Consider the following 25,817-nt stretch of genomic DNA (forward strand, 5'->3'; position numbering starts at 1 on the left):
ATTGTTGAGATTATATTGAGAATTTATTTTGTTTTTTCGCAAATCACAAACTAAGACACGCACTTTTACGAAACAAATTTTATATACTATAAAAAATGCTACAAGGAGTGATTTTCATGAGCTTATCTTATTGGAAATACGCGATTCTTACTCATATCACTGCAAATTTCCGTACCTTTTTATTCAATATCATTGTCGCTATTTTAGGAGAAATCGCCCTCTTTCTTGTCCTCAGTTTTATTCCAAAAAGATTTCATAAATTTTTTGCATAAAAAAGCCTGAGTTCCTATCTATCGTAGAACTCAGGCCACTTAGCCTTATTAAATAATGGGAACTTGTTACATAGATTTCTCAATACCCAATCTGGTATTAGAGAGAATATATCAGCGATTTTTTGGATATATCAACGATTTTTCAAATATATCGATTGTTTCTTTCAATATATCAACGGTTCGACACAACATATCGATTTACCAACAAATTCCGACATGTTTTACATGCGAAATACCCCACATAACTTTATACAAAAAAGACGACCAAAGCCCGGTCGTCTTTTCCTATTTATTTCGGAGCATTTCCTACATATTGCGTAATATCAACATTTAATGCCTGTGCTAAACGCATACCGTATTCTTGATCTGCACGGAAGAAGTTACAAACAGCTAATAATTTTGTGCGTTCATTTACGTCTTTTAGATCATTTGTTAAGTTTGCAATTAAGTTATCTTGCTCTTCTTTAGAGAATGAACGGTAACGCTCACCTGCTTGTTTGAAGTCATTTGGTTTCTCAATTTTTTCACGAGATACATAGCCTTCTACTTTCATAGTTGAATCGCGGTAAGTTTTATCTTCAACTGGATTCTCTGCATGACGACTCGGTTCGTAGTTGATTGTAGATGGGTTTTGATTCACTTGCATCGCACCATCACGTTGTTGATTATGAACAGCTGCGTATGGGCAGTTTACAGGAATTTGTAAGTAATTTGCACCAAGACGATAACGCTGTGTATCTGGGTAAGAGAATAAACGACCTTGTAATAATTTATCTTCCGATGGCTCAATACCATTTACAGTTGCACTTGGAGAGAACGCTACTTGCTCTACTTCTGCAAAGAAGTTTTTCGGATTACGATTTAACGTCATTGTCCCTACTTCCATTAATGGGAAGCGATCTTCTGGCCATACTTTCGTTGGATCTAGTGGATCAAAGTCTAAAGAGTCCATTTCATCTAATTGCATAACTTGTACGTGTAAATCCCATTTTGGGTAATTTCCTTTTTCGATTGCATCGAACAAGTCACGAGTTGCATGATTGAAGTCTTTCCCTTGTACTTCTTGCACTTCTTTCGCATTTAAGTTACGTACACCTTGCTGTGGTTTCCAGTGGTATTTAATATAAACAATTTTACCTTCTTCATTAATCCATTTAAATGAATGGACGCCGAAACCTTCCATTTCACGATAGCTTGCTGGTGTACCGTAATCAGAAAATACCCATGTCATCATATGTGTAGATTCTGGACTTAACGTCATGAAATCCCAATAACGATCTGGCGTTTGAATATTCGTATCAGGTGCTGGTTTTAAGGAATGTACCATATCAGGGAATTTAATTGCATCACGAATGAAGAAAACTGGTAAATGATTACCTACGATATCGTAGTTTCCTTCTTCTGTATAAAATTTAACAGCAAACCCACGTGGGTCACGTGCTGTTTCAGGAGAACCTTGACCATGAATAACCGTTGAAAAACGAACAAATACAGGCGTTTCAGTTCCTTCATTTTGTAAAAATGCTGCTTTCGTATATTGCTTCATACTATTTTTCGTTACGAATACACCGTGAGCCCCTGCACCACGTGCATGCACAACACGCTCCGGAATACGTTCACGATCAAAGTGCGCAAGTTTTTCTACTAAATGATAGTCTTCTAATAATACTGGTCCACGACGACCAGCTGTACGAGAATTTTGGTTGTCTCCAACTGGAGCACCTTGGTTTGTTGTTAAGCGATTATTTGGATTCATCTAGGGGGATCCTCCTCTTTCTTTCGTAGTAATCATTATTTATTTAAAATTATTATAAATTAATTATTATTCAAAACTAAATCTTTGTCAACTATTTCCTTCACTTTTTTGGAAACAATTTCAGCCAAACAGTCGATAAATGCAGATTGTGCATTCGGCATATTTGGTCTGAAATATTTGGCATTTAATTCATCCGTTACAACTTTACATTCATAATCGTTGTCATATAAAACTTCTAAATGCTCCGCTACAAAACCAACTGGGCAATATACGAAAGATTCGTACCCATGCTCTTCATATAAATCTTTCGTTAAATCTTGCACATCTGGACCAATCCACGGATCTGGAGTATTCCCAGCACTTTGCCAACCGATTGTATATTTTTGAATATTTGCAGCTTCTGCAATTAAATCTGCCGTATGCTTTAGTTGTTCTACATATGGGTCTCCTGCTGCAATAATCTTTTCCGGCAAACTATGCGCTGAAAAAATTACGACTGCTTTCTCTTTATTATCAATTTCTGTAAACGTCTCTTTTATTCGGTCTGCCCAATACGAAATAAATTTCGGTTCATCATACCATTGTTCAATTGGTTCAATAACAGAACCACCGATTTCTTTTGAAAGACGAATAGCACGGTCATTATACGCTTTAATGCTAAATGTAGAGTAATGCGGCGCTAATACGATACTAATCGCTTGCTCGATCCCATCACGCTTCATTTCTTCTACAGCATCTTCTATAAATGGTGCAATATGTTTTAAACCTAAGTAACAAGTAAATTCATACTCTGTAAATATGTTATTCATTGAATCTGTTAATTTATGCGCCTGTTCTTTCGTAATTTTTGCAAGCGGTGAAATTCCACCAATCGCTTTATAGCGCCCAATTAAATCTTCAAGCGCTTCTTCTGATGGCGTACGCCCGTGACGGATATGTGTATAATATGCCTCTACATCGTCTAATGATTCTGGTGTTCCATACGCCATTACGAGTAAACCTATTCTTTTCTTTGTCATCTATCTAACACCTCAATTTTATAAATGAGAATCTTTTTCAGAACGTTTGTTTCCAATTATAACAATTAATAATAAGTACGTCAAAATAATAATTCTAATTAAGTATTATTTATAAGGTGGTTTTGAATTTTATATGACAATTTCTTTAATAAAAAGCGACTTACATAATTGTAAGCCGCTTTTCCCTTATTCCTTAATATTTACCCCATATTCTTTAAACCAAACATGAATTTGTGCTAAATGAGCTAAAAGCTGTGGCCCAGTCATCAATTGACCAAACCATGGTGTTTGAAATGCACTGCCGCCAGACTGAATCAATCCGCTCAACAGCTCTTTATCAAACAGTTCGTGTAAAATTGAACCTTTATCCGTTAATAGATTTTGAAGCCATACTGTTACTGCGTTTGTATAGTGTGGATTGTGCGTTTTCGGATACGGACTCTTCTTTCTATATAAGATGTCATGCGGAAGTACATCTTCTAACGCTTTACGTAATAGACCTTTTTCGCGGTTTTTATACATTTTCATTTCCCAAGGAATATTCCACGCATATTCGACAAGACGATGATCTGCAAATGGAACACGTACTTCTAAACTTGCCCCCATACTCATGCGGTCTTTTCTGTCTAATAATGTTGTCATAAACCATACCATATTTAAATAAAATAATTGGCGTCTTTTTGCTTCTAGCGGACTTTCCCCCTCTAAAATAGGAACTTCTTGAATCGACTCTTCATAACGCCTTTGTACATATTGTTGTAAATTTAATTTATTTCTCCATTCTTTTTTTAGAAGTTGTTCACGTGCCTCTGTAGAACGCATCCATGGAAATGCACTCGATTGTAAATCATCTTCTCTATAAAACCACGGATATCCACCAAATATTTCATCTGCACATTCTCCAGATAAGCCAACGACAAAATCTTGTTTAATTTCTCGGCAAAACCATAATAATGACGAATCGATATCTGCCATACCAGGCAAATCACGAACAAGTACTGCTTCAGTTAAATACTCTGCTAATTTTTCATTCGAAATGACGCAGCGATGATGGGTTGTTTGAAATGTCTCAGTCATTAAATTAATAAACGGAGCATCTGAATTTGGCTGGAATGCATTTGCTTTAAAGTATTTGTCATTATCTTCGTAATCAATAGAATACGTGTGTAATTGCCCTTTTCCCGATCTCTCATATTCTTTCGCTGCAATAGCTGTAATAGCGCTCGAATCTACACCACCTGATAAAAAAGTACATAGTGGTACATCAGAAACAAGCTGTCTTGTAATAGCATCTTGTAATAAAAAGCGCGTTTTCTCTACTGTTTCTTCAAAAGAGTCTTCATGTTTTTTACTTTCTACATTCCAATATCTCCATATACATAAACCGTTCTTTGAAAATGTCATCGCATGACCTGGACGTAATTCTTTTATACCAGCATAAATACCGTGGCCAGGCGTTCTTGACGGTCCGAGTCCGAATATTTCTGATAACCCTTCTAATGTTACTTCCGCCTTCACATCTGGATGCGACAATATCGCTTTTAACTCCGAACCAAATAATAAGCGTCCGCTATCATATTTATAAAAAAGTGGCTTTACACCTAATCGATCTCTCGCAATAAATACTTGTTCTTTCTGTTCGTCCCATACTGCAAACGCATATATACCGTTTAAATGATCGACACATTCTTCTTTCCATTCAATATAAGAAGCTAATAATACTTCTGTATCAGAATGACCTTTGAACGTATACCCTCTTCTTAATAATTCCTTTCGAATGTCTTCTGTGTTATAAAGTTCACCGTTATAGCAAATGGCATAATTCGTTTCATCTTTTAAACAAGTCATCGGTTGTTTCCCCCCCTCAGGATCAACAACAATTAACCGTTTATGCCCAAATGCGACATTTCCTTTAATCCAAACTTTATTATCATCCGGCCCCCGCTTCGCTAACGTCTCAGCCATCTTCGTAACGACATCTCTTTCTCCTTCTAATGAGCGTTTATAATCCACCCATCCTGTAATCCCGCACATATAAATCATCCTTCCATCTTATTTCTTTTCTTGAACGTGCAGTAATCCCCACCCTAAGAGTGCGGATTAAAAAATGAAAAACTTGACGATAACCTACTATCCACATATGGAATAGCATTCTCACTCAGTAAAACGTGTTTTATTGTATGCCCACCTATGTCTAGATGTGTCTAGTTATAAAGAACGCACGAACTGTCTATAACAGGAATAACTACTTTTCATAAAGGAGAAATCGTATATGATACAACGTAAACATATTTTATATAACCAGCCCCGTGCTCATACAGTCGGTAATGTAGAATATATAAACAATGAATGGGTATTCTTTGATGATGAAAATGATGAAGCGTTTCTATTAGAAGATATTGCCGAAGATGGGTTTGAAATTTTGTATAATAACAATTGGTTACCAGCCCGTTTCTATGAACAAGATGTATTACAAATCGCCAACGAGCAACACCATTTGCAAAATGGTGAAATGGTACGTATTCGAAAAAAGTTACTTCTTAGCTATAATGAATGGCTCGAGGAATTACCTGACTCTGTCTTCACATTATTAACCGAATCATTGCAATCACTTCACTACTCTTTATATGATTGCATGTATTGTCATAATTATTTATCTTTCTTACCGAAAGAGGAGTCACGCGAAGGAGTAAATATTCTTTTGTTTGATAACGACGAAATGATCTGTACACTGCAGCACCATTTCGTCCGTCACACTACGTCAAATAAAAATATGTTCCGTTTTACGAAAGTAAATGGAGAAGAGTTGCATATCGATGCGACATAAAATAAAAAACCACCTTATCTCCCAAGTCTTTGAGATTATAAGGTGGTTTTATTTTTATTTGAATACGTACCAGCCAAGTGGCAATTTCAGTCCTAAGTATAATACTGCTACTAGCGCAACAATAAATAAGCCCCAAACCGCCCCTGTTGGTTTGTTTTTGCTCATTTTCACAAGAACCATTTCCATTCCACCGATAACTAAAATACCAGCTAACATTTTTAAGCCATACCACATGTGCATGCTACCTGTTGCTGTCTTCACAATACTCATGTACAACATGAAGCCTGTCACAATAATGATGATATACATTAGGCGAAGCCCCATATGTACACCTTTACCTTTTCTTCCTGCTGAATAAAGTGAATACGCAACGAAGAATAAAATTAAACCTAACGCCCATGCTGTAATATGCATATGTACCATCGTATTCCTTACCTCCTCTTTTCACACTTTTTCATCCTATATGATAACATGTTCATTTATTTTCAGGAAATGTTTCGCTTTTTTACATTTAAATGATATAATATTTAGAGTATTTACAAACTTCTTGTAATAACAAAAGGGGGAACAATCATGATTCAAACTAAGGATATTATCGAACTTACAGACACATACGGAGCAAATAACTATCACCCACTTCCAATCGTTATTTCTAAAGCAGAAGGTGTTTGGGTAGAAGATCCTGAAGGAAACCGCTATATGGACTTATTAAGTGCATATTCTGCAGTAAACCAAGGTCATCGTCACCCGAAAATTATTAACGCTTTAATTGACCAAGCTAATCGTGTTACGTTAACTTCTCGTGCTTTCCATAGCGATCAATTAGGTCCTTGGTACGAAAAAGTTGCGAAACTAACTAATAAAGAAATGGTACTTCCAATGAATACAGGTGCTGAAGCTGTTGAAACTGCAATTAAAACAGTTCGTCGCTGGGCTTATGATGTGAAGAAAGTAGAAGCAAACCGCGCTGAAATCATCGTTTGTGAAGATAACTTCCACGGACGTACAATGGGTTCTGTTTCTATGTCTTCAAATGAAGAGTACAAGCGTGGATTCGGTCCAATGCTTCCTGGCATCGTTGTAATTCCTTACGGTGATTTAGAAGCATTAAAAGCCGCAATTACACCAAACACAGCAGCATTCATTTTAGAGCCAATTCAAGGTGAAGCAGGAATTAACATCCCACCAGCTGGTTACTTAAAAGAAGCTTTTGAAGTATGTAAAAAAGAAAACGTTTTATTTGTAGCAGATGAAATCCAAACTGGCTTAGGCCGTACTGGTAAAGTATTTGCTTGTGACTGGGACAATGTAACTCCTGACATGTACATACTTGGTAAAGCACTTGGCGGCGGCGTATTCCCAATCTCTTGCGTAGCAGCAAACCGCGACATTTTAGGCGTATTCGAGCCAGGTTCTCACGGTTCTACATTCGGTGGTAACCCACTTGCATGTGCTGTTTCTATCGCAGCTCTTGAAGTGTTAGAAGAAGAAAAATTAACAGAGCGTTCTCTTCAATTAGGTGAAAAATTAGTTGGGCAATTAAAAGAGATTGATAACCCAATGATCACTGAAGTTCGCGGTAAAGGTTTATTCATCGGTATCGAATTAAACGAACCAGCTCGTCCTTACTGTGAACAACTAAAAGCAGCTGGTCTACTATGTAAAGAAACACATGAAAACGTAATTCGTATCGCACCACCTCTAGTAATCTCTGAAGAAGATTTAGAGTGGGCATTCCAAAAAATTAAAGCTGTATTATCGTAATGATAGAGAGGTGGTCCGACATGTTGGGACAACCTCTTTCTTTTTATATTCATTTACATTAAGATAATTTTGTAATTTTCTGTATTTTAAAATCGTAAAGGAGGTGCGATATACTATTAAGATATGGTAAACATATTAACTATTTAGCTACATCTTTTATTTTAGTTACATTCTTTGGCTTCCTACTTTCCACAACATGGCTTACTCACTACTCAACTCCTACTACATTCACACTACTGAAAGCATCATTTTGGACTGCTGTTATTCTTACTATCATTGGTTTTGGACGAGAAAAAAGCGCACTTACGGTTATACTATTTGGCATTTGTACACTTGCATTCATTGGTCTTTACACTTTTTCCATTATTGATTACCTCTATAACCCAAGGCCATAAAAAAGAGCTATCTTTTAACAAGATAGCTCTTTTCTTCACTTCACTACATTTCGCAAAGTACCAATTCCTTCTACTGTAATAACCACTTCATCACCAGCATGTAAAAACTTCGGTGGTGTGAAACCTTTTCCGACACCAGCCGGGGTTCCTGTTGCGATAATATCGCCTGGTTCTAAAGTCATTCCTTTACTTATCGTTGAAATAATTTCTTCTATTGAAAAAATCATTTTATTTGTGTTGGAAGTTTGCCTTACTTCTCCATTTACTACCGTTTCAATGTGTAATGCATTCGGCGCATTAACCACCGATTTATGAATTAAATACGGTCCCATCGGACAAAATGTATCGAAGCTTTTCCCAAGGAAAAACTGTTTATGTTTTCTTTGAATGTCTCGAGCTGTTACATCATTTATAATCGTATAACCAAAAACATGCTCAAGCGCTTTTTCTTTTTTTATTTGCTTCCCTCGCTTACCAATAATGATAGCTAATTCTCCTTCGTAATCTAGTTCGTCCGTTGCATGAGGGTGACCATTAATTTGCTCATTTATGCCAATAACTGTTGTTGGTGCTTTCGTAAAAATCATTATATTTTCTGGAATAGACTCTATTCCGCCCATTTCTATGGCATGCTCACGATAGTTTTTTCCAACGCACAAAATATTCTTTCTTGGCCTTGGAATCGGTGCTAATATTTTCACCTCTGTTAACGGATAATACGCCGCTTCCCCGTTCTCTTTTGCCCAATTTACAATTTCACATACTTTCTCAAAGCATTCAGTTCCTCTTTCAATACACTCTAACATTGTAATAGGGATTGTAACCTTTTCCCCTTTTTGTCTTTGCGCTTCTCTTAAGTGTAATACCTTTTTTTCTTCTTCATCCACAATACCTACAAATACCTTTTCTTCTTTCTTCGCCGTTACAAAACGCAATATTTCCACTCTCCATCCTAAAACTCATGCCCTTTAATTGTATTCGCATCCGTAAGAAAAAAACCTTCTCATACACGCTAATTTTTACAATATTCTTCTCATACCCTATTCGTTACGCCTTTATATTTGGCATAAAATGTAGAAATTTTACTTTTTTTAGCGAAGGTATTTCTTTTTTATGGAGTTTTTGTATAATATGTACTACATATATACTAAAAATTTCATTTAGAGATGGAGCCGATTTCAATGTTTGAGCAAGCGATTGAAAAAAAACGTGAAAAAATGATTTATTTTGCTGAACGCTATGGAATGACTTCTCAAAAAACAGTGGATTGTAGCCAAGAACTGGACAGGCTCTTAAATGTAATTTGGCATGTACATACGGATTTTCACCCAAATCAAACACTCGACACACACACGCAATAGCGTGTGTGTGTCTTTTATTTCAAAAAAACACACATTTTATTGAAAACGCCCATACAATAGTAGAAAAGAAAATTTTAAAAACGAAGGGTGTTTTATATGCCAGCTATGGTCGGACATATTCGTATCGTCAATATTGGATCAAGTGGTATTTTTCATATTGGAGATGTATTTGCGATTAGGCCTATTAGTTACTCACGTGCTTTCGCCGGGGCCGGCTCTTTCAACGTTGGAGACAATGTTTCTGTCTACAATTATCAAAGTGCAACGACTGTCAACGATTCAGATGTAATCGATCAAGCGATAATTGGCTCAACTTAAAGGAGGCAATTGCATTGAATTTTTATGTAAACCAAAGTATCATCATCAACAGTATTAAAATTGATAGCATTACAACCTCTTCTGTGTTCCAAATTGGTACTGCCGGAAGTATTAAAGCCCTATCTAAATTTTCAAATACGGGCGGATTTACGGAGCCGCTTCGCCCATTACAGGCGAAAGGACAAATTATTTCTATCAAACCATCAACTAGTTCTTCTTAAGACATCCTTGTCATAAATATATAGCAGGAATATTTTTACCCTCCCTATTGAAAAGGAGGTTTCACAAATGAATCAAGATATATATACTTACTTACACCAACTTCAACAAGCTCTTCAAACACAACAAGCAGCCATCCTGAATTTAGAAGATCAAGTGCGCCAACTCCAAGAAGAGCTTAACGAATTAAAAAATCGCCCCTCCTCTTCTGTAGGAAAAGTGGAATACAAATTCGATCAATTAAAAGTCGAAAATTTAAATGGTACTTTAAATATTGGTTTAAACCCATTTTCAGCAAAAGGACAACAAATTGAAGATTTTCAAGTGGATACAGAAACATTGAAGGTAAACCCTGAAACTGAAACAAACCCAGACTTTTATCAAGGTATCCTCCAAGAAATGCATCGATACTTAGATGAAGAAGCATATAATCGTATTCTCCATTTTGAACAAGAAGAGCGAACACCGCTTGATGAAATGTATCGACAAATGATGGTGGATGACATAAAAAAACAGATGGAGCATCGACTCCCTTATTATTTATCACAAGCGCAATCATATGAAGGTATTTCAACAGATCCAGATTATTTACGAGATATCATTATTCAGGCAATGAAACAAGATATTGACAAAGCCTTTCTCTCCTTTATTCAGCACATACCGGGAAATTTCCGAAAGGAGTAAGTATGTATGAACCTTAACGTTGTAAACCGTGAGTTAAAAGTCGGACAGATTAAAATGAACGGTGTATCGTCGTCCGCACTCTTTTTAATTGGAGATGCAAATCTCCTCATTCTATCTTCTATTCTCGATACACCATTTGAAACAGTTACAGAGGGTCCATTTGTACCATTAGTAACAGATGTCCCTCCTACTCCAGGTTAAGGAGACTGAGAAATTATGTTGCATCATGTGTCTATTGTCCAAAATGTTTCTATTATTTCTTTAGGGATTGCTGCTGTATTTCAAGTTGGAGATGCAAACCAAATGGAATTAAAAAGTAGAGCTATTGCCGTCCACCGTGAAATTCCTTTTTATATACGGGGAGAAGGTCGCTTTGATGCTTTTGAAATCTTTACAGATGAACACATTACAATTCCAAAACGAACGACAGATGTAAAATTAAACATTGTAAATGAATGCCCTTTTATTGAAGTTAATAACGTTGAATTACGCACACTTTTAAATTCTGGTTGCTTTCAAATTGGAAATGTTGATTATGGTTTTAATAACTCTCGTATTATACAAATCCGCCAATATATTACGGATGAACCTTCCGCACAATAATTCATATAGTAATTAAAAAGCTTAGTAAAGTAGGTGGATGGTATGCCTTCGGTTGTAGGAAATCTCGTCGTGCAAAACAGTAACGGCTCTTTCAACTTAGGAGATTTTTATAACGTATCTCCGAAAGAAAACACGAAAGCCTATAACGGATCTGGAGCTTCCAATGTTGGGTTTGTCGTGAATACGTTTAACGGTGTTAGTGCAACGAATACATTTGATTCTGATGTGGCAGATCAAGATCAGATTGGAACAGCGTAAAAAAAGTAGGAGATATTCTCCTACTTTTTTCTTTTATCTAATTCAAAATTATTAAAATAAAATTTTAATAAGCAAGAACTTTACTGTCCACAAATAGTGGTATAAACAAGTAAGTAGTGAAGAGGCACTATTTCATTTTATTTAAATGATAACCCGCTCTCCTCCAAAGCCCTCCTAAGCTTCGGCAAAGACGCAGGTCCCATACCATGCAGTTTTAATATTTCTTTTTCACTATATTTTGAGAGTTCTTCTACAGTTTGAATTCCATGGTGTTCTAATGCCCTTCTTGCTGGCGCTGAAAGAAGAGAGAGAAAACCTTCTTTTGGTTTTCTCTCTTTCTCACAGACTGGGCAAGTTGGACAATCGCTACTTTTATAGTACTCGTGTCCCTGTTCACAAGTTCTTAACGTTTTTTCCGTTACCATTTTCAAGCCCCTCTATTCTTCAATATTTACAACGTGATTCCCATCAAAGAAGTATAAACATTTCTCTTTTACAGGATGTTGTAAGCTTTTCTCCAGTGCTTTTGCATATAACGAAAGCTGCACTTTATATCGATCTTCTAAAATTGGTTTCGCTTGTTCGAATCCGCCTGGAAATTTCCCTTCAATCGTATCTGTTTTGAAGTCGATTAACGTAATGCCATCTTCCTCTTCAATCATGCAGTCGATAACCCCTTGGACAAGAATCGATTCCCCGCTATTCCCTTGCCAATCTTGATATGCTTCTTCTGCTGCAAGCATCATCGTAAATGGAACTTCACGCTCAACACTTTTTGCCGCTAATACCCTTTTACCTAAGTCACTGTCAAAGAATGAAATTACTTTTTCAATCGCTATTTCTTCCGCCTGCTCGAATGTTAATAATTCCTTATTTACCATTCCAGCAATTTGCTCTTGAAGAACTTCAACCGTAATCGGCTTCTTCAAATCAACATGCTGCATAACGGCATGGACTGCTGTTCCGCGCTCTGCGTACGTTAACCCTTTTTTCTCCATAAAGCGCGGACGTGTTTTAATTGGTGCACGTAGTTTTTTAATAAAGGCGTTATCACTACCATCTTCTGATTGATAATTTCTCTTTATTTCTGTAACAGATTGCTTCGCACGGTGAGATGTTGCTTCCTCATATCCGTACTTCCACATTAATCTATCGTACACTTCATCTTTTCGTTCACTTTCTAACGGCACAGCCTTTTTCTCACGAAGCGCTTCTAACAATTCTTGTTTCTCTTCTTGAACTGGCTCTGGTGCAAGTAGCGTATTACCGTCCACAACTTCTACTTTCCAGCTAGTGTCATACCCGTAAATTTCATCTGGAATACTTCCTTGTCCTAATTCAAGAAGCATTTCACTATCACGGTGTCTATATAATGAAGGTGCAATCCAGTCTAAATAACAAGACGCCCCGGCACGTATGTGATCTGGTAATAACCATTCACTATGTTCCCTCGCATCAAGCCATTTTTCCATTTCCTTATTTGCATCCTTAACTGTTCCGATTAAAATTAACTTCTCTTTCGCGCGCGTCAACGCTACGTATAGTACGCGCATTTCTTCCGCAATTAATTCCATTTTCATTTTACGCTTAATCGCAAGCTGTGATAATGTTGTATATTTAATTCGTTTACGCGGATCGATAAATTGCGAACCGAAACCGAAATCTTTATGCAATAAGAAACGTTTCATTAAGTCTTGTGTATTAAAACGACGACCGAGTCCAGCTACAAATACAACCGGGAACTCTAACCCTTTACTTTTATGAATCGTCATAATGCGAACAACGTCTTCTTGTTCACCGAGGGCCCTCGCCGTACCCATGTCATCACCGCGTTCTAAAATACGTTCAATAAAACGTAAGAAGCGGAATAATCCTCTAAATGATGTTGCTTCGTATTGTCTTGCGCGGTCATATAGTACGCGTAAGTTTGCCTGCCTTTGCTTTCCAGCTGGTAAACCGCCAACGAAGTCGTAATAACCTGTCTCACCGTACACTTTCCAAATTAAATCAGAAAGTGATTGTTGGCGCGCGAATTCACGCCATCCTTGCAGTAAGTTATAAAACCACTCTAATTTATCATGAAGTTCTTGCTCCTCTTCAAGTGGTGCCCCTTTTAAGAATGAGCTCATTACTTCATAAAACGAGCCTTTCTTTCCATGAGCACGAAGCGTCGCAAGTTCTTCATCGCTCAATCCAACGATTGGAGAACGAAGTACAGCTGCAAGCGGAATATCTTGCATCGGATTATCAATAACGCGGAATACGTTCATCATAATATTTACTTCTGTCGCTTCAAAGTAACCAGTCGCAAGGTCAGCGTACACTGGAATTCCTTGTAATTTTAACTCTTCCATAATTTGCGGGGCCCACGGCATGGAGCGAAGTAAAATAACGAAGTCGCGGTATTGTACTGGGCGCATACTATCATTTTTACGGTCATACACTTCATAACCTGAATCAACCATCGCTTTAATGCGCTGCGCCATAAGACGAGCTTCAAGCTGTGCTTTTTCGACTTCTGCACCTTCTTCTCCGTCTATTACTTCTTCTTCCGTTTGCTGAATGCACAGTAGTTCTGCCGCTACATCTTCACCTTCTGGATAGGTAGCACCTAACTTTAATTCAGCGTCTGCATCGTAGTCGATTTCTCCGACTTCTTCACCCATAATTTGTTTGAAGATAAAGTTCGTACCTGCTAACACTTCATGACGACTACGGAAGTTTTTCGCTAAGTCGATCTTCATTCCACCGCCCAATCCTTCTTGTGTGAAGCGTTTATATTTTCCTAGGAATAGTCCTGGTTCGGCTAGTCGGAAACGATAAATCGACTGCTTTACGTCACCAACCATGAACAAGTTTCCTTCACTCTCAGAATCTTTCGTTACGAATTTAATAATAGATTCCTGTACAAAGTTCGTATCTTGATATTCATCGACTAATACTTCAGCAAATTTATTACGATATTGGAGCGCCACTGCTGACGGATTCATTTCACCATTTTCACTTTGTTCACTTAAAATTTGTAAACAGAAATGCTCTAAATCTGTGAAATCGACCATTCCTTTATCTCGCTTCATCGCTTGGAAACGCTCTGTAAATACTTTTACAAGTTGAACAAGCTTTTCTAATACTGGGTGCATATCTTGAAAATCTCGTAAGAAACTTTCAGGTTTTCGGCTAAATAACTCTTCTTGTAATTTCTTCACTTCATCTTTCGCTTTATTACGAAGAGAGTCTACTTGTTTTACAACATCTTCATTGTAATCACTTTTCTTAATACGCTTTAACGTTTGCCACGATACATTTTGCATCGCTTCATACAAACTTGTCCACGACTCATGAGCAGCTGATGATAGCGTTCCAAGTAAAGCTAGATCTGCTTGCAGGGTTTCAATGCGAGGCGCTGGACCGTCAGGAAGCATTGCGAGTTCAGTTGCCTTACGAATATGCTGTTCCGCTGTTTCAAGCTGGAATTTCACATCTTCTAATAAATAAGAAGCATATACTAAATCTTCAATTGTCTTTCCTTCTACGTCATATGCTTCTACTAATTTATCAAGCCATTTTTCCGGATTTGGATGCGCTCTTGACTCTGTATGAAGCGCTAAAATCATACGTTGTAAGTCATCATCACTACGGTCACTCGTATAACGATCAACAAGTTCAAAGAAGATTGTATTATCTTCGATTCCGTACTCTTCTTCTAATATGTCATCTAGCACTTCTTCTTTTAACAATTCATTTTCTGTTTGATTCGCAATACGGAAACGAGGATCAACATCAAGCATGTAGTAATATCCTCTAATTACTTGTAAACAGAATGAGTGAATTGTTGAAATGGAAGCTTTATTTAATAGGCTCAGCTGCTTTCTTACGTGTTGAGAGCCTGGTTCATCAATTAATACCTTTTCTAACGCTTCCCCGATTCGGTTTTTCATCTCTTGCGCCGCTGCATTCGTAAATGTTACAACGAGCAGGCGGTCGACATCGACTGGATTCTCTTCATTAATAATCTTTTTAATAATACGTTCAACTAATACTGCTGTTTTCCCTGACCCAGCTGCAGCCGCAACTAAAATATCACGTCCATTCGCTACAACAGCTTTCCACTGGTCATCTGTCCATTGACTACCTTCTGGTTTTTCAGGCCAATTTTCTATCATTCTCCGCCAACCTCCTCTCTTATTTTCTCCATCGCTTCGCTATCTTTCATATCTTTTAACGATCGGAACTGATTATCTTCAAGTGACTCATCAAATTGACAAACAGATTTGAAGTTACAGAACGTACATGCTGCTTTATTTCCCATTTTATAAGGAGCAATATCGATAACACCTTCTGTAATATCTTTTCCGATATTTTCAAACGTATGGTGTACATATTTTTGCAGTACGTTAAACTCTTGCTCACTTGCAATACTTGAACGCGCACTAAAGCTACCGTCTTTTTTCAGGCCAGCAGAAATAATATCTGAACTTCCTGTTGAAAGTTTGTTATCCATTAAACGAACAACGTCAGCATCTCCTAATACGAGTCCTTTCATTTTAAATTTCTTTAAAATTTCTTTTTCAATTTCAGCTTCAGATGCGTCACCTTTCATCTCAACGATTGGGTTATGAATATGGAAATACAATACACCAGCTGGTGATGCTGCGTGACCTTTTTTCATCCACGTCTGCGCATTCGAAGTAACAACATCTAAATACGTTAACATTTGAAGTGCTAATCCGTAATACACTTCCGTTAAATCTAACGCTTTTGAACTTGATTTATAATCAATAATACGTAAGAACGTCCCATTTTCATCTTCTGCCTTATCAACACGGTCAATACGGCCGACAACTTCCATCTTCACACCATTTGGTAATGAGAATTCCATCGGCGGAAGTGATCCTGTACCACCCATACCGAACGGCACTTCTAAATCAACTGGTACGAATCCGCTTGACTTCGCATGTTCACGAAGAATGATTGACGTACGGAAAATGATTTGTTGTAGTTTTTGTTTTAAATAGAAATGACGGTTTGAACTTAATAAAATTTGTCGTTGTAATAACGGTGCGATTTCTTCTATTACTAAAACAGAAAGATGCTCACACTCTTTTATGGATAAATCCGCCCAAGTACGGTTTTCACGCAATAGCTTGTCCGCAATTTTCTTTAATGCCGCATGGAATAATTCGCCGATGTCCGGCGCATCAAGCTTGAAAATATCACGCTCTCTAAGCGATAAACCGTGCTGCGCAAAATGAGCGTATGCACAACGGTTAAATAGTTCCATACGAGAGACGCTTCCTTTAATTATATCTCCGTATAAATCTCTACTTACTGCTGTACTTAGTTTCTTCGCACGATTTCGATAGAATAAACTTGATAAGACGCGGCTACTTTTTTGTTTCCATTCATCTGAAGTTACGTAGAAATTATATACGTCCCACCAAAAGTCTAAATTCCCTTCAAATCCGTATCGCTTCCACGTTTGTAGTTGCTGCATAACGTAAGATAACGTTACTTCTGGCGTTGCTACGTATGAAATTTGTTCTGAACGTGATAAATCGTTTACGTCATTGGTAATAAATGAATCTTTCACATTAGGGAACATTCTTTTTATTTTCTTAATAAAGCTAGACGCAAGTAACGTCTTTCCTTCTTCATCTGCAAGCGGGCATGAAATATATAACTTCTCAGATGCTCTCGTTACCATTTGATACATAACGAACTGTTCTTCTAACAAAGTTTGTCTCGTCGTTGGCGCTAATTCAATCCCTGCTGCACCAAGAACTTCTCTTTCTTCATCAGAAAGCATACCTTCGTCCATAGGTGCTGCTGGAATAACACCCTCATTTACACCTATAATAAACGTTGCTTTCACGTCAGATAACCTGGAGTGATCAATATTAGCAATTAACACTTGGTCTAATGACGGCGGAATGTTAGCAAATTGAAGTGCCTCAAGACCTGTCGACATAACGTCCGTAAACATAGAAAGAGACATTTTCTCTTCACCAAGCATCTCTACAAACGTATCAAGAAGGCTCATTACTTCTTCCCATACTTGTTCATGATCTGTCGCAAATAAGAAATCTCCACTTTCTTCTGCACGTATACGTAATTCTTCTAGTTTTTTCGGAACATCCAGCTCTTCTAGAAATAAGTAAACTGCTTCACACATTTGCATAACTGTTCCTGCACGCTTTAACCTTTTTTGCATGCGAATAACAGGTGTTCTTACAACGTCACGTAACCTATTTATTTTCTCTTCCATTTCACGTTCACTGTCTGTAATCATCCCGTTCGTATCATCAAGAGAACGATAACGGCGATACATCCATGGATCCTCTGAAGTCCACCTCTTTCCTTGTACACCGTACGCTAAACAGTAATTTTCAAATTCATCCATTTCTTCACGCATCGTTTCTTTTCTTACGTCTAATGGATATAAAAGCTCTGTTTTCACGCAGCGGAACACCGCATCATAACGCCAATTCCCACTAATAATCTCGAGTGCAGAACGAATACATTCTACTAATGGGTGGTGTGACATCGGGCGCTTTTCATCGATGAAGTGCGGGATATTGTAATCTGTAAATAACGTGCGCATCACATCGTAATAACTTTCCCCATTACGAAGAAGCACTGCAATATCTCGGTAACGATATTTTTCATTCGCAACAAGTTTACGAATTTCACGAGCAACACCTTCTACCTCCGCTCGTAAATTCGCAGCTGTGCTAATCGTTACACTCGCTTCACCGTTAAATTTTTCATTCGGACGCGCTTCATAATGAGCTTCTAAATGCGCTAATGCGGGAGAATGAAAACGCGGCTGTTCCATAAGTGGAATTGTTTTTTCAATTTCTATTTTCTCTTCACGCGCTACTTGTTTGATTTTTTCATACGTTAACGTCGTTTCATAAAATAAATCGAGTTCATTTACTGGCTGTGCTAACGTTTTTTCATCTATCGTTAACGTGATCGTAACTCTCGCTCCGCAAATCATAAGCTGTCTTACAATCTCTAACTCTTGCGGGGAGAGTGAATGAAATCCATCTATATAAATTTCCGCACCATTTACATATTCAGACTGCGGAAGCTTTTCCACTAGCAATTGTAGGTAGTCTTCTGAATCTAAATATTTTCCAATTAAAGCACGTTCAAAATCATCGTATAGTAACTGTAAATCATACACTTTATTCGCTAGTAACTTTTGTTCGGCACTGCTACTATGCGCATCCAATTGTTTCCACATTTCATATACGTTAGATGGCGTTACATTGTAACGTTTAAACTCTGCAATCATACTGCCAAGATGTTCAAAGAAACCGTTTTGCTCCGCTGCTTTTTGGAACACCGATAATCCATCTTTACGAGACTCTACAATTTTACGGAGTAACATATGTACACCCGCTTCATCAATATGAAGACGACTCGCTCCGCCAACTTCTTGTAGTACCTTCCACGCTAATCGTGAAAAACTAAAAACTTGTGCCCGAATAGAACCTCTTACATCCTCACTTCCAATTAACGCCTGCTGCGTCTGGAATGTCATCTGTTCTGGCACAAGATATAATATTGTTTTCCCTCTCGGGCGTTGTTTTAACTCTTCTTGCACTTCGCGTAAACAAAGTGTACTTTTTCCACTTCCCGCTCTACCAATCACAAATCGAAGTGACATGTAACCCCACCTTTCACTTACATAACGAACGTTAGTTTGCTACTATAATTGTATTATAGTACACGAAAAAAGACAAACTGAGTTGTTTGTCTTTTCTATACTTCCACTTCATTATATCAACCTTTTGAAAAATTCGTTTGCACCTCTTGAATTGGCCAATATCGCAAATCAACTTTACCGACAACTGTATCAGCTTTTACAAAGCCAAAGTGTCTACTATCCCAGCTCCCGAGCCGGTTATCACCTACTACAAAAATAAACCCGGGTGGCACCAGCTTTTCTTTCGTTAACTCTTCTAATGTAAAGTCGCCTGTTAGTTGCCTTCCATTTATCTCTTTCTTATACTTCTCTAAATACGGCTCATCAATAAATTGACCGTTTATATATAACTTATCCTGCTTATATTCAATATGATCTCCAGGTAAACCGATAACCCGCTTTACATAGTCCTCTTTTTTATTCGCATGAAATACCACAACGTCAAATCTGTTCAAGTCCCCAACTTGATAACTCACCTTATTTACAACTAGCATATTGCCATCCTGCAATGTCGGCATCATTGACTTCCCCTCTACAACATACGTTGAAAAGAAAAACGTTCGAAAAAATACAGCTAATAATACACCAATTAAAATTGTTCGTATCCACTCTATGCCTTCTTTTTTCAAAGTTTTCTTCATCTGCTTCTCCCCTTATCCTTTAATACTGAAGCTTTCCTTTACAAAGAAGACTATTCTTAATGTAGTTCTAACTTTACTTCGATTTTCTTACCGACATACCATAAAATAAAAATACCAATCGCTACAATAACTGATTTCACTGGATTATGAATAAATGACATTAAATCATGACCGATATACGTTAAAATAAAAATCATCACAAGTTTTCCGAATGCTAACGCTAGACCAAACTGTTTTACACTAATTCGGGATAAACCAGCGACAACATTTATTAGCGCTGACGGTGTAAACGGAAAACAAAATATAACAAAAATCGGTGCGAATCCTTTCCTTTCAATCCACCCCATTGCTTTTCGTACTCTCTCATGCTTATTTACAAACGAAAAGAAACGACTGCGACCAAAATGGCGGATGATGAAAAAGACAAGTAATGCACCCATTACTGATCCAAGCCATGAATAAAGAAAACCGAGCCAAAAGCCAAATGCAACAGCATTCGCCAGTACAAATACAATAAGCGGTAATGCTGGAATCAACGCCTCTATCATCGGTAAACCAATACCAAGAAGTGGTCCGAACGCTTTATAACTCTCAACAATATGATCCATATTTTCTGGTGAAAAATACTCTTTGATTGTCTGAAAATCCATTCTACACTTTACCCCTTTACTCTAAATACTATCCCTACTGTATCATTGCTTATATGAAAGAGGAAATGGTAGATACGACATACGGAGATGTATTTATTAAAGTTTCCATATCTTTCATAAGAATTCCTTCATTATTTAGCTATGATAATCTATCAATATTCGACAGGACGTGTCGTTCATTTTGTTATTTAGATTGTTTTTCGGTTTTTATCGGTAAATGAAATTATACTGGTGATTTTCTAAATATATCAATTACAACTCGTTTTTTCTAATATATCGCCTGATCTAGAAAGACTGACTGACAAACAAAAAAAGAATGGGGATTCCCCCATCCTTTCACACTTCGCCTTCCTTCACAAAATACACCTTCTCATAAGCGGGTCTTAATGTTGATTCCTCTTTTTTATCGACCTCTTTAAAACAAGGATTCCCTTGTTTTTTCCTACGATCTTCATATTCAGTACGTAATTTCGCTGTACGATTTTGTTGATTTTCAAAACTAGTTTTTGATATTTCTAATTTCACAGCAAAGCCATTTATAAATCTAATAATAAGATTTCCATCTTCTAATTCTTTATTACTTTCAATATAAAAATGAGACAACCAAGCGCACTCTTTTCTAGAGTAAGAATAGGTAGGGAAAAAATAAAGTTGATCTGCTGGACTAATCGCAATCGGTGCTTTATGTGTAATATGAGTTAACTCTTTCGTTCCTTCTTTTCTGCCTAAGAAACTAGAGCCATGCTTGCGGCAACTTCTTTCTATAATATCTAGAGGTTTTTGAAATACGAAAAAAGAATCATTCATTTCAACGACTCGCGTAACAATTTTCTTTTCACTTAGAATAACAGGAAGTAAGGCCATCGTATTTTTCGTTACAACATAATTTTCGACATAGCGTTCCACTTTACTTTCCATACTCCATTATCTCCTTTTTTCCATTTATATTAGCAGCTGCATATATAATTTTAGCATCTATGAAAAGGAAATAGCTTACAAGTTCCGCTTTTTTACAATTTTTTATCATTTATCAAACATTTGTTAAACAATAAAATCACAATATAGAAATTAATTAATTTTAAAGTTATAAAAACAGCATTTATACTACCTATAAATATTTATTATCCATTCCTCATTTCACATCATTACAACAACTAACTTTGCTATAATTAAAATGTAAATCCAATATATGGAGGGCCACTATGGAAGAAAAAGAGATTCAACCATCGATTCAAATGAAAAATAGTAGCGTCATTATCGTGAAAAACTCAGCTAGTATTATATTCGGTTTATTTTTCATTCTGCTATTCTTTGCCAAACCGTTTCGTAAATCAAAATGTCCAGAATGTAAAAAACGTGAGAAGAAAAAATCAGGGCAAGAACAATAAAAGGCCTTCCTTTATGGAATGCCTTTTTACATTCGTAGTATCATTTTATTTATTCTTCTTCCCCCTAAAAAACGACTATATTTTCTTCCAAGGTTCTCTACATCTTTTTTGATTTGTAATATGATCCTTATATAAAACATGAGAAAGAGTATTTGTACTTGTTATCCGCTTTTAATTTTTATTAAAAAATTCAAATTTGCACATCTTTATCCATCACTAACAATTCGTTAATTAGTTAACTTTGTAATATAAGTTTTGTATATAATGTCATTCAAAAACACAATATATATAAGTAGCTATTTATAATTACATTGCTTTTTATCGAATTCTAAAAAGGAGTTGTATACTATGGATAAAGAAAATCCATTAAATCAGCAGGTTAATAGCATTCCCTCAGATGCTCTGAATACCCCTAGTAAGGAACAAGAACAACTGTTAGAAACATCATCTCAAAACGTACAAAATTCCAACAACAACGCTAACAAAAAAGATGTTACTCAAGGTCTATCTGGAAAAGATTTCCCCATTTCAACAGAGAATACAAATTTATAGTTATTTACTATCATACGCAGCAAATGCTCTTGCTGAACTAATTCTTCTACAGAAACTAATACGCATTCTAGATAATTTTTTACCAGTTGTAACATCGAAAAAGAGATTTAGATATAAAAACAGGCTCTAAAAAAACTTTCTCCACAACAAAAAAAGGATGGCATTAGCCATCCTTTTTTCCATCATCAACTATAAAATTATAGTTTGATTACGTTTTTAGCTTGAGGTCCACGGTTACCGTCTTCGATTTCGAAGCTAACTTTTTGACCTTCTTCTAAAGATTTGAAACCGTCAGTTTCGATTGCTGAGAAGTGTACGAATACGTCGTTTTCGCCTGGAACTTCGATGAAACCGAAACCTTTTTCGTTGTTAAACCATTTTACTTGTCCTGTTACTGCCATAATTATTTCCTCCTAAGAAAATACAAATTTTAAATTTTTTAGTCTTCCTGTCTAAAAAAAGAATCCACACATTATCAAATACGAAACATAAACTAGTTCTCACATACTTTTTCTCGTTCGTTTTCAGCACTTGATAACATATGGATTGCTTAATTTAACTATTCAACTGACATCATCATAGCACATTAAAATAAAATGTACAATCTTTTTCGAAAATAGAATTTCTAATTTTTAGTATTTCTTATAAAATATAATTATCTCTATTCTAAATAAGGAGGAGTTTATGACCAATAAAATTCCTAAAAAAACATTAAAAAGAATTGAAGAGGATATTGAAAATAATAATCTTGGAAAAGCAAGAGATAGATTGCATGGCCTCATCTTTACATACCCAAATGAATTACATCTTCGAAAACAACTCGGAGATATTTATTATAAATTACAATATCCAGAAATGGCTGGACGTTACTGGTATCTAGAAGAGCATAAAACAGGTATTATGCATGAATCATGTTTATTATTTGAAAAATCAATGGGAAATAGTCCTCATCATATTGCACGTGCTTTAAAGTTTAAAGGCGATTCTAACCATATAAAAGGTTTGTATAAAGATCAACCTTTATCTTCAGTGCAGAAGAAAGTAGCAGAGGAGTTAATTTATGAGTATAAAGAAACATGGAAAGATAAGCTAGTTCCTTTTGGCTGTCTAGCATTGCTTGCTTCCCTTCTCTTTTCTGCCGTTGTTGGTCTATTCACTATTTGGAATTGGATTTTTTAATCACAGGGGGAATTTTCACATGTCAAACTACGCTAAAGAAGAAAGGCTAACAGGGGGAAACGTCTCAAGCGTATATCGTTCTGAAAATACTGTTCGGCGAGAGTTAAAGCCAGACAGTGAAAAGATTCATAAGCTATTGCAACATTTAGAAAACAAAGGATTTCATTATGCTCCAAAGTTTTTAGGTGTAGATGAAAAGGATAGAGAGATTTTATCCTTTATTGAAGGAGAAGCTGGCAATTATCCTTTAAAAGAATATATGCGATCTAATGATGTATTAAAAGAAATAGCAAAGATGCTCCGCCTTTACCATGATGCTGTAAGTGATTTTCCGTTATTAGCTGATTGGAAACCGATGGATCATACTCCAAATAACATTGAGGTTTTATGTCACAATGATTTTGCCATATATAACATTATTTTTAATAATAAGAAGCCAGTAGGGATTATTGATTTCGATGTTGCTGCTCCTGGTCCAAGACTATGGGATATCGCTTATACACTCTATACTTGTGTGCCTTTAAGTAGAGTGTATTATACTGAATCCGGTGAAGCCGTTCATTATGACTCATCGCAACATGCAGATCGTATTAAAGAGAGAGTGAATTTGTTCGTTCAGTCCTATGATAAAAATATGGATGAAGATTACTTAGGAATGGTGTTGCTTCGATTAGAAGGGTTATGTACATATATGAAACGAAAAGCTCAAGAAGGCGACTTGAATTTCCAAAGAATGATCGATGAAGGACATCTAGAGCATTATGAGAAAGATATGAAGTTTATTCGTGATCATAGGGCTGAGTGGAGTTGATTTAGTAATAAAGAAAAGTTAGTATCGTTTTTTGCCGACAACTCAATCTCTCTTTTCGAATCGTTTAGAAAATAACAAGGGGCACCTTTCAAAAAGGTGCCCCTTCCTTTTATTTCGTAAACTGTGCTTCTTCCGTAGATCCTTTTAACGCTGTCGTTGATGAAGTTCCGCCTGTAATCACTTGTGCCACTTCATCAAAGTAACCTGTTCCTACTTCGCGTTGATGACGTGTTGCAGAGTAGCCATGTTTTTCAGCTGCGAATTCTGCTTGTTGTAGTTCAGAGTATGCTGCCATGCCGCGCTCTTTATAGCCACGTGCTAGTTCAAACATACCGTAATTTAATGAATGGAATCCAGCAAGTGTTACGAATTGGAACTTGTAACCGTAAGATGCGATTTCCTTTTGGAAGCTTGCAATTGTTTTTTCATCTAGTTTTTGTTTCCAGTTGAATGAAGGTGAGCAGTTATATGCAAGTAGCTTCCCTGGATGCTCCTTATGAATTGCGTCCGCAAATCGTTTTGCATCTTCTAAATTTGGTTCTGACGTTTCACACCAAACGAGGTCTGCGTACGGTGCATACGCTAAACCGCGCGCAATTGCTTGATCAAGACCTGCATTCGTACGGTAAAATCCTTCTGGTGTTCTTTCTCCTGTAATAAATGCTTTATCAACAGGATCAATATCGCTCGTAATTAAATCAGCTGCATCCGCATCTGTTCTTGCAACGATAATTGTCGGCACTCCCATTACATCTGCTGCAAGGCGTGCAGAAATTAAATTGCGTACTGCTGTTTGCGTTGGTAGTAGTACTTTTCCGCCTAAATGGCCACATTTTTTCTCTGAAGATAATTGATCTTCAAAATGCACACCTGATGCACCTGCTTCAATCATACCTTTCATCAGTTCGAATACATTTAATTGCCCACCAAATCCAGCTTCTGCATCTGCTACAATCGGTACGAAATAGTCTGTATCATCGCTTCCTTCCATATGCTGAATTTGATCCGCACGTTGAAGCGTTTGATTAATTCGTTTTACTACAGCAGGTACGCTGTTCGCTGGATATAAACTTTGGTCTGGATACATATGCCCAGAAAGGTTTGCATCAGCTGCTACTTGCCAACCACTTAAGTAAATCGCTTTTAACCCAGCTTTTACTTGTTGCATCGCTTGGTTTCCTGTTAATGCGCCAAGTGCGTTAATATAGTCTTCTGTATGAAGCGATGTCCAAAGCTTCTCAGCACCACGACGCGCTAACGTATGTTCAATATCAATTGACCCGCGCAGGCGAATTACATCTTCTGCCGAATATGGACGTGTGATCCCTTTCCAACGCTCATCTAATTCCCAGCTTTCTTGTAACTTCTCGATTCTTTCGTTTTTCATTTGTTCCATCCCCTTTTCA

General features: G+C 36.8%; 28 protein-coding genes. 15 read left to right on the forward strand and 13 right to left on the reverse strand.

Annotated elements, in window-relative coordinates; all coding sequences use genetic code 11:
- Window positions 1–116: 116 nt before the first annotated feature.
- Window positions 117–272 (forward strand): hypothetical protein, encoded by a 156-nt coding sequence (locus ES895_RS29225; RefSeq protein WP_023901154.1) that lies wholly within the window; start codon window positions 117–119, stop codon window positions 270–272.
- Between the two features lie 289 nt (window positions 273–561).
- Here ES895_RS29225 and katB read toward each other — a convergent pair whose 3' ends face one another.
- The 3 genes from katB to asnB form a co-directional block, all read right to left on the reverse strand.
- Window positions 562–2,028: a catalase KatB gene (gene katB / locus ES895_RS10595; protein WP_098021194.1), complete on the reverse strand. Its 1,467-nt coding sequence runs from the start codon at window positions 2,026–2,028 to the stop codon at window positions 562–564.
- A 59-nt stretch (window positions 2,029–2,087) separates the two neighbouring features.
- Window positions 2,088–3,047 carry a ferrochelatase gene (hemH, locus tag ES895_RS10600; protein ID WP_135238335.1) on the reverse strand — a complete coding sequence of 320 codons (960 nt, stop codon included), beginning with the start codon at window positions 3,045–3,047 and terminating at the stop codon, window positions 2,088–2,090.
- A gap of 186 nt (window positions 3,048–3,233) precedes the next feature.
- A complete protein-coding gene (gene asnB, locus ES895_RS10605) occupies window positions 3,234–5,081 on the reverse strand; it encodes an asparagine synthase (glutamine-hydrolyzing) (protein ID WP_061655459.1) in 1,848 nt (615 codons plus the stop codon).
- Window positions 5,082–5,319: 238 nt separating this feature from the next.
- Between asnB and ES895_RS10610 the strand changes: the two genes are divergently transcribed.
- Window positions 5,320–5,874: a DUF2777 domain-containing protein gene (locus ES895_RS10610; RefSeq protein ID WP_000616049.1), complete on the forward strand. Its 555-nt coding sequence runs from the start codon at window positions 5,320–5,322 to the stop codon at window positions 5,872–5,874.
- Between the two features lie 54 nt (window positions 5,875–5,928).
- Here the strand turns inward: ES895_RS10610 and ES895_RS10615 are convergent, their stop codons facing one another.
- Window positions 5,929–6,297 carry a YisL family protein gene (locus ES895_RS10615; protein ID WP_000233495.1) on the reverse strand — a complete coding sequence of 123 codons (369 nt, stop codon included), beginning with the start codon at window positions 6,295–6,297 and terminating at the stop codon, window positions 5,929–5,931.
- Window positions 6,298–6,447: 150 nt separating this feature from the next.
- On the opposite strand from ES895_RS10615, the gene rocD reads away from it, so the two are divergent.
- Window positions 6,448–7,638, forward strand: coding sequence for an ornithine aminotransferase (gene rocD, locus ES895_RS10620; RefSeq protein WP_000616658.1), 1,191 nt, complete (start codon window positions 6,448–6,450; stop codon window positions 7,636–7,638).
- A gap of 110 nt (window positions 7,639–7,748) precedes the next feature.
- Window positions 7,749–8,033: a hypothetical protein gene (locus ES895_RS10625; RefSeq protein ID WP_000926863.1), complete on the forward strand. Its 285-nt coding sequence runs from the start codon at window positions 7,749–7,751 to the stop codon at window positions 8,031–8,033.
- 35 nt (window positions 8,034–8,068) lie between these two features.
- Here the strand turns inward: ES895_RS10625 and ES895_RS10630 are convergent, their stop codons facing one another.
- Entirely contained in the window at window positions 8,069–8,968 is a 900-nt protein-coding gene (locus tag ES895_RS10630; protein ID WP_001213086.1) for a fumarylacetoacetate hydrolase family protein, read from the reverse strand.
- A gap of 246 nt (window positions 8,969–9,214) precedes the next feature.
- Here ES895_RS10630 and ES895_RS10635 point away from each other — a divergent pair, with 246 nt between their 5' ends.
- From ES895_RS10635 to gerPF, 7 genes are all read left to right on the forward strand, one after another.
- Window positions 9,215–9,394 carry an aspartyl-phosphate phosphatase Spo0E family protein gene (locus ES895_RS10635; protein ID WP_000462845.1) on the forward strand — a complete coding sequence of 60 codons (180 nt, stop codon included), beginning with the start codon at window positions 9,215–9,217 and terminating at the stop codon, window positions 9,392–9,394.
- Window positions 9,395–9,490: 96 nt separating this feature from the next.
- Window positions 9,491–9,712: a spore germination protein GerPA gene (gerPA, locus tag ES895_RS10640; protein ID WP_001111187.1), complete on the forward strand. Its 222-nt coding sequence runs from the start codon at window positions 9,491–9,493 to the stop codon at window positions 9,710–9,712.
- A gap of 14 nt (window positions 9,713–9,726) precedes the next feature.
- Complete coding sequence (gene gerPB, locus ES895_RS10645) at window positions 9,727–9,933, forward strand: spore germination protein GerPB (protein ID WP_001012508.1); 207 nt, start codon at window positions 9,727–9,729, stop codon at window positions 9,931–9,933.
- A gap of 67 nt (window positions 9,934–10,000) precedes the next feature.
- Window positions 10,001–10,615 carry a spore germination protein GerPC gene (gerPC, locus tag ES895_RS10650; protein WP_001070760.1) on the forward strand — a complete coding sequence of 205 codons (615 nt, stop codon included), beginning with the start codon at window positions 10,001–10,003 and terminating at the stop codon, window positions 10,613–10,615.
- Window positions 10,616–10,621: 6 nt separating this feature from the next.
- A complete protein-coding gene (gene gerPD / locus ES895_RS10655) occupies window positions 10,622–10,816 on the forward strand; it encodes a spore germination protein GerPD (RefSeq protein ID WP_001052807.1) in 195 nt (64 codons plus the stop codon).
- Window positions 10,817–10,831: 15 nt separating this feature from the next.
- Window positions 10,832–11,218 (forward strand): spore germination protein GerPE, encoded by a 387-nt coding sequence (locus tag ES895_RS10660; protein ID WP_000902319.1) that lies wholly within the window; start codon window positions 10,832–10,834, stop codon window positions 11,216–11,218.
- Between the two features lie 42 nt (window positions 11,219–11,260).
- Window positions 11,261–11,476 carry a spore germination protein GerPF gene (gerPF, locus tag ES895_RS10665; RefSeq protein ID WP_001141566.1) on the forward strand — a complete coding sequence of 72 codons (216 nt, stop codon included), beginning with the start codon at window positions 11,261–11,263 and terminating at the stop codon, window positions 11,474–11,476.
- Between the two features lie 137 nt (window positions 11,477–11,613).
- Here gerPF and ES895_RS10670 read toward each other — a convergent pair whose 3' ends face one another.
- The 6 genes from ES895_RS10670 to ES895_RS10695 form a co-directional block, all read right to left on the reverse strand.
- Window positions 11,614–11,901, reverse strand: coding sequence for an RNA polymerase alpha subunit C-terminal domain-containing protein (locus ES895_RS10670; RefSeq protein ID WP_000255727.1), 288 nt, complete (start codon window positions 11,899–11,901; stop codon window positions 11,614–11,616).
- A 12-nt stretch (window positions 11,902–11,913) separates the two neighbouring features.
- The gene (gene addA, locus ES895_RS10675; protein ID WP_000572256.1) at window positions 11,914–15,639 is read right to left on the reverse strand and encodes a helicase-exonuclease AddAB subunit AddA; all 3,726 of its coding nucleotides are present in this window, start codon (window positions 15,637–15,639) and stop codon (window positions 11,914–11,916) included.
- Window positions 15,636–19,151: a helicase-exonuclease AddAB subunit AddB gene (addB, locus tag ES895_RS10680; protein ID WP_000058584.1), complete on the reverse strand. Its 3,516-nt coding sequence runs from the start codon at window positions 19,149–19,151 to the stop codon at window positions 15,636–15,638. Before addB ends, addA begins: the two co-directional genes overlap by 4 nt.
- 116 nt (window positions 19,152–19,267) lie before the next feature.
- Window positions 19,268–19,831, reverse strand: a complete 564-nt coding sequence (gene lepB / locus ES895_RS10685) for a signal peptidase I (RefSeq protein WP_000751910.1) — start codon at window positions 19,829–19,831, stop codon at window positions 19,268–19,270.
- A 56-nt stretch (window positions 19,832–19,887) separates the two neighbouring features.
- Window positions 19,888–20,481 carry a TVP38/TMEM64 family protein gene (locus ES895_RS10690; RefSeq protein WP_000347517.1) on the reverse strand — a complete coding sequence of 198 codons (594 nt, stop codon included), beginning with the start codon at window positions 20,479–20,481 and terminating at the stop codon, window positions 19,888–19,890.
- A 336-nt stretch (window positions 20,482–20,817) separates the two neighbouring features.
- Window positions 20,818–21,399 carry a competence protein ComK gene (locus tag ES895_RS10695; protein ID WP_000444439.1) on the reverse strand — a complete coding sequence of 194 codons (582 nt, stop codon included), beginning with the start codon at window positions 21,397–21,399 and terminating at the stop codon, window positions 20,818–20,820.
- 284 nt (window positions 21,400–21,683) lie between these two features.
- Between ES895_RS10695 and ES895_RS10700 the strand changes: the two genes are divergently transcribed.
- Both ES895_RS10700 and ES895_RS10705 read left to right on the forward strand, forming a co-directional pair.
- A complete protein-coding gene (locus tag ES895_RS10700) occupies window positions 21,684–21,869 on the forward strand; it encodes a hypothetical protein (protein WP_000391373.1) in 186 nt (61 codons plus the stop codon).
- A gap of 348 nt (window positions 21,870–22,217) precedes the next feature.
- Window positions 22,218–22,421, forward strand: a complete 204-nt coding sequence (locus ES895_RS10705) for a hypothetical protein (RefSeq protein ID WP_000356922.1) — start codon at window positions 22,218–22,220, stop codon at window positions 22,419–22,421.
- 197 nt (window positions 22,422–22,618) lie between these two features.
- Here ES895_RS10705 and cspA read toward each other — a convergent pair whose 3' ends face one another.
- Window positions 22,619–22,822 carry an RNA chaperone/antiterminator CspA gene (gene cspA / locus ES895_RS10710; protein WP_000301518.1) on the reverse strand — a complete coding sequence of 68 codons (204 nt, stop codon included), beginning with the start codon at window positions 22,820–22,822 and terminating at the stop codon, window positions 22,619–22,621.
- 283 nt (window positions 22,823–23,105) lie between these two features.
- On the opposite strand from cspA, the gene ES895_RS10715 reads away from it, so the two are divergent.
- Window positions 23,106–23,600 (forward strand): DUF6584 family protein, encoded by a 495-nt coding sequence (locus tag ES895_RS10715; protein ID WP_000182386.1) that lies wholly within the window; start codon window positions 23,106–23,108, stop codon window positions 23,598–23,600.
- A gap of 19 nt (window positions 23,601–23,619) precedes the next feature.
- Entirely contained in the window at window positions 23,620–24,411 is a 792-nt protein-coding gene (locus tag ES895_RS10720) for a phosphotransferase (RefSeq protein ID WP_000073788.1), read from the forward strand.
- A gap of 109 nt (window positions 24,412–24,520) precedes the next feature.
- Here ES895_RS10720 and aceA read toward each other — a convergent pair whose 3' ends face one another.
- Complete coding sequence (gene aceA, locus ES895_RS10725) at window positions 24,521–25,798, reverse strand: isocitrate lyase (protein ID WP_000787346.1); 1,278 nt, start codon at window positions 25,796–25,798, stop codon at window positions 24,521–24,523.
- Between the last annotated feature and the right edge of the window lie 19 nt (window positions 25,799–25,817).

Origin of the sequence: Bacillus sp. 007/AIA-02/001 (assembly GCF_004634455.1) — a bacterium.
In the GTDB taxonomy this organism is placed as follows: domain Bacteria; phylum Bacillota; class Bacilli; order Bacillales; family Bacillaceae_G; genus Bacillus_A; species Bacillus_A cereus.

Excerpts from the sequence above, each read along its gene's own strand:
- gerPA (WP_001111187.1), top strand. The coding sequence starts at position 9,491 with ATGCCAGCTATGGTCGGACATATTCGTATCGTCAATATTGGATCAAGT.
- katB (WP_098021194.1), bottom strand. The coding sequence starts at position 2,028 with ATGAATCCAAATAATCGCTTAACAACAAACCAAGGTGCTCCAGTTGGA.
- ES895_RS10715 (WP_000182386.1), top strand. The coding sequence starts at position 23,106 with ATGACCAATAAAATTCCTAAAAAAACATTAAAAAGAATTGAAGAGGAT.
- gerPC (WP_001070760.1), top strand. The coding sequence starts at position 10,001 with ATGAATCAAGATATATATACTTACTTACACCAACTTCAACAAGCTCTT.
- hemH (WP_135238335.1), bottom strand. The coding sequence starts at position 3,047 with ATGACAAAGAAAAGAATAGGTTTACTCGTAATGGCGTATGGAACACCA.
- addA (WP_000572256.1), bottom strand. The coding sequence starts at position 15,639 with ATGATAGAAAATTGGCCTGAAAAACCAGAAGGTAGTCAATGGACAGAT.
- gerPF (WP_001141566.1), top strand. The coding sequence starts at position 11,261 with ATGCCTTCGGTTGTAGGAAATCTCGTCGTGCAAAACAGTAACGGCTCT.
- asnB (WP_061655459.1), bottom strand. The coding sequence starts at position 5,081 with ATGTGCGGGATTACAGGATGGGTGGATTATAAACGCTCATTAGAAGGA.
- ES895_RS10690 (WP_000347517.1), bottom strand. The coding sequence starts at position 20,481 with ATGGATTTTCAGACAATCAAAGAGTATTTTTCACCAGAAAATATGGAT.
- rocD (WP_000616658.1), top strand. The coding sequence starts at position 6,448 with ATGATTCAAACTAAGGATATTATCGAACTTACAGACACATACGGAGCA.
- aceA (WP_000787346.1), bottom strand. The coding sequence starts at position 25,798 with ATGAAAAACGAAAGAATCGAGAAGTTACAAGAAAGCTGGGAATTAGAT.
- ES895_RS10700 (WP_000391373.1), top strand. The coding sequence starts at position 21,684 with ATGGAAGAAAAAGAGATTCAACCATCGATTCAAATGAAAAATAGTAGC.
- ES895_RS10695 (WP_000444439.1), bottom strand. The coding sequence starts at position 21,399 with ATGGAAAGTAAAGTGGAACGCTATGTCGAAAATTATGTTGTAACGAAA.
- ES895_RS10670 (WP_000255727.1), bottom strand. The coding sequence starts at position 11,901 with ATGGTAACGGAAAAAACGTTAAGAACTTGTGAACAGGGACACGAGTAC.
- lepB (WP_000751910.1), bottom strand. The coding sequence starts at position 19,831 with ATGAAGAAAACTTTGAAAAAAGAAGGCATAGAGTGGATACGAACAATT.
- ES895_RS10610 (WP_000616049.1), top strand. The coding sequence starts at position 5,320 with ATGATACAACGTAAACATATTTTATATAACCAGCCCCGTGCTCATACA.
- ES895_RS10660 (WP_000902319.1), top strand. The coding sequence starts at position 10,832 with ATGTTGCATCATGTGTCTATTGTCCAAAATGTTTCTATTATTTCTTTA.
- cspA (WP_000301518.1), bottom strand. The coding sequence starts at position 22,822 with ATGGCAGTAACAGGACAAGTAAAATGGTTTAACAACGAAAAAGGTTTC.
- ES895_RS10720 (WP_000073788.1), top strand. The coding sequence starts at position 23,620 with ATGTCAAACTACGCTAAAGAAGAAAGGCTAACAGGGGGAAACGTCTCA.
- ES895_RS10635 (WP_000462845.1), top strand. The coding sequence starts at position 9,215 with ATGTTTGAGCAAGCGATTGAAAAAAAACGTGAAAAAATGATTTATTTT.
- ES895_RS10615 (WP_000233495.1), bottom strand. The coding sequence starts at position 6,297 with ATGGTACATATGCATATTACAGCATGGGCGTTAGGTTTAATTTTATTC.
- ES895_RS10705 (WP_000356922.1), top strand. The coding sequence starts at position 22,218 with ATGGATAAAGAAAATCCATTAAATCAGCAGGTTAATAGCATTCCCTCA.
- gerPD (WP_001052807.1), top strand. The coding sequence starts at position 10,622 with ATGAACCTTAACGTTGTAAACCGTGAGTTAAAAGTCGGACAGATTAAA.
- ES895_RS29225 (WP_023901154.1), top strand. The coding sequence starts at position 117 with ATGAGCTTATCTTATTGGAAATACGCGATTCTTACTCATATCACTGCA.
- addB (WP_000058584.1), bottom strand. The coding sequence starts at position 19,151 with ATGTCACTTCGATTTGTGATTGGTAGAGCGGGAAGTGGAAAAAGTACA.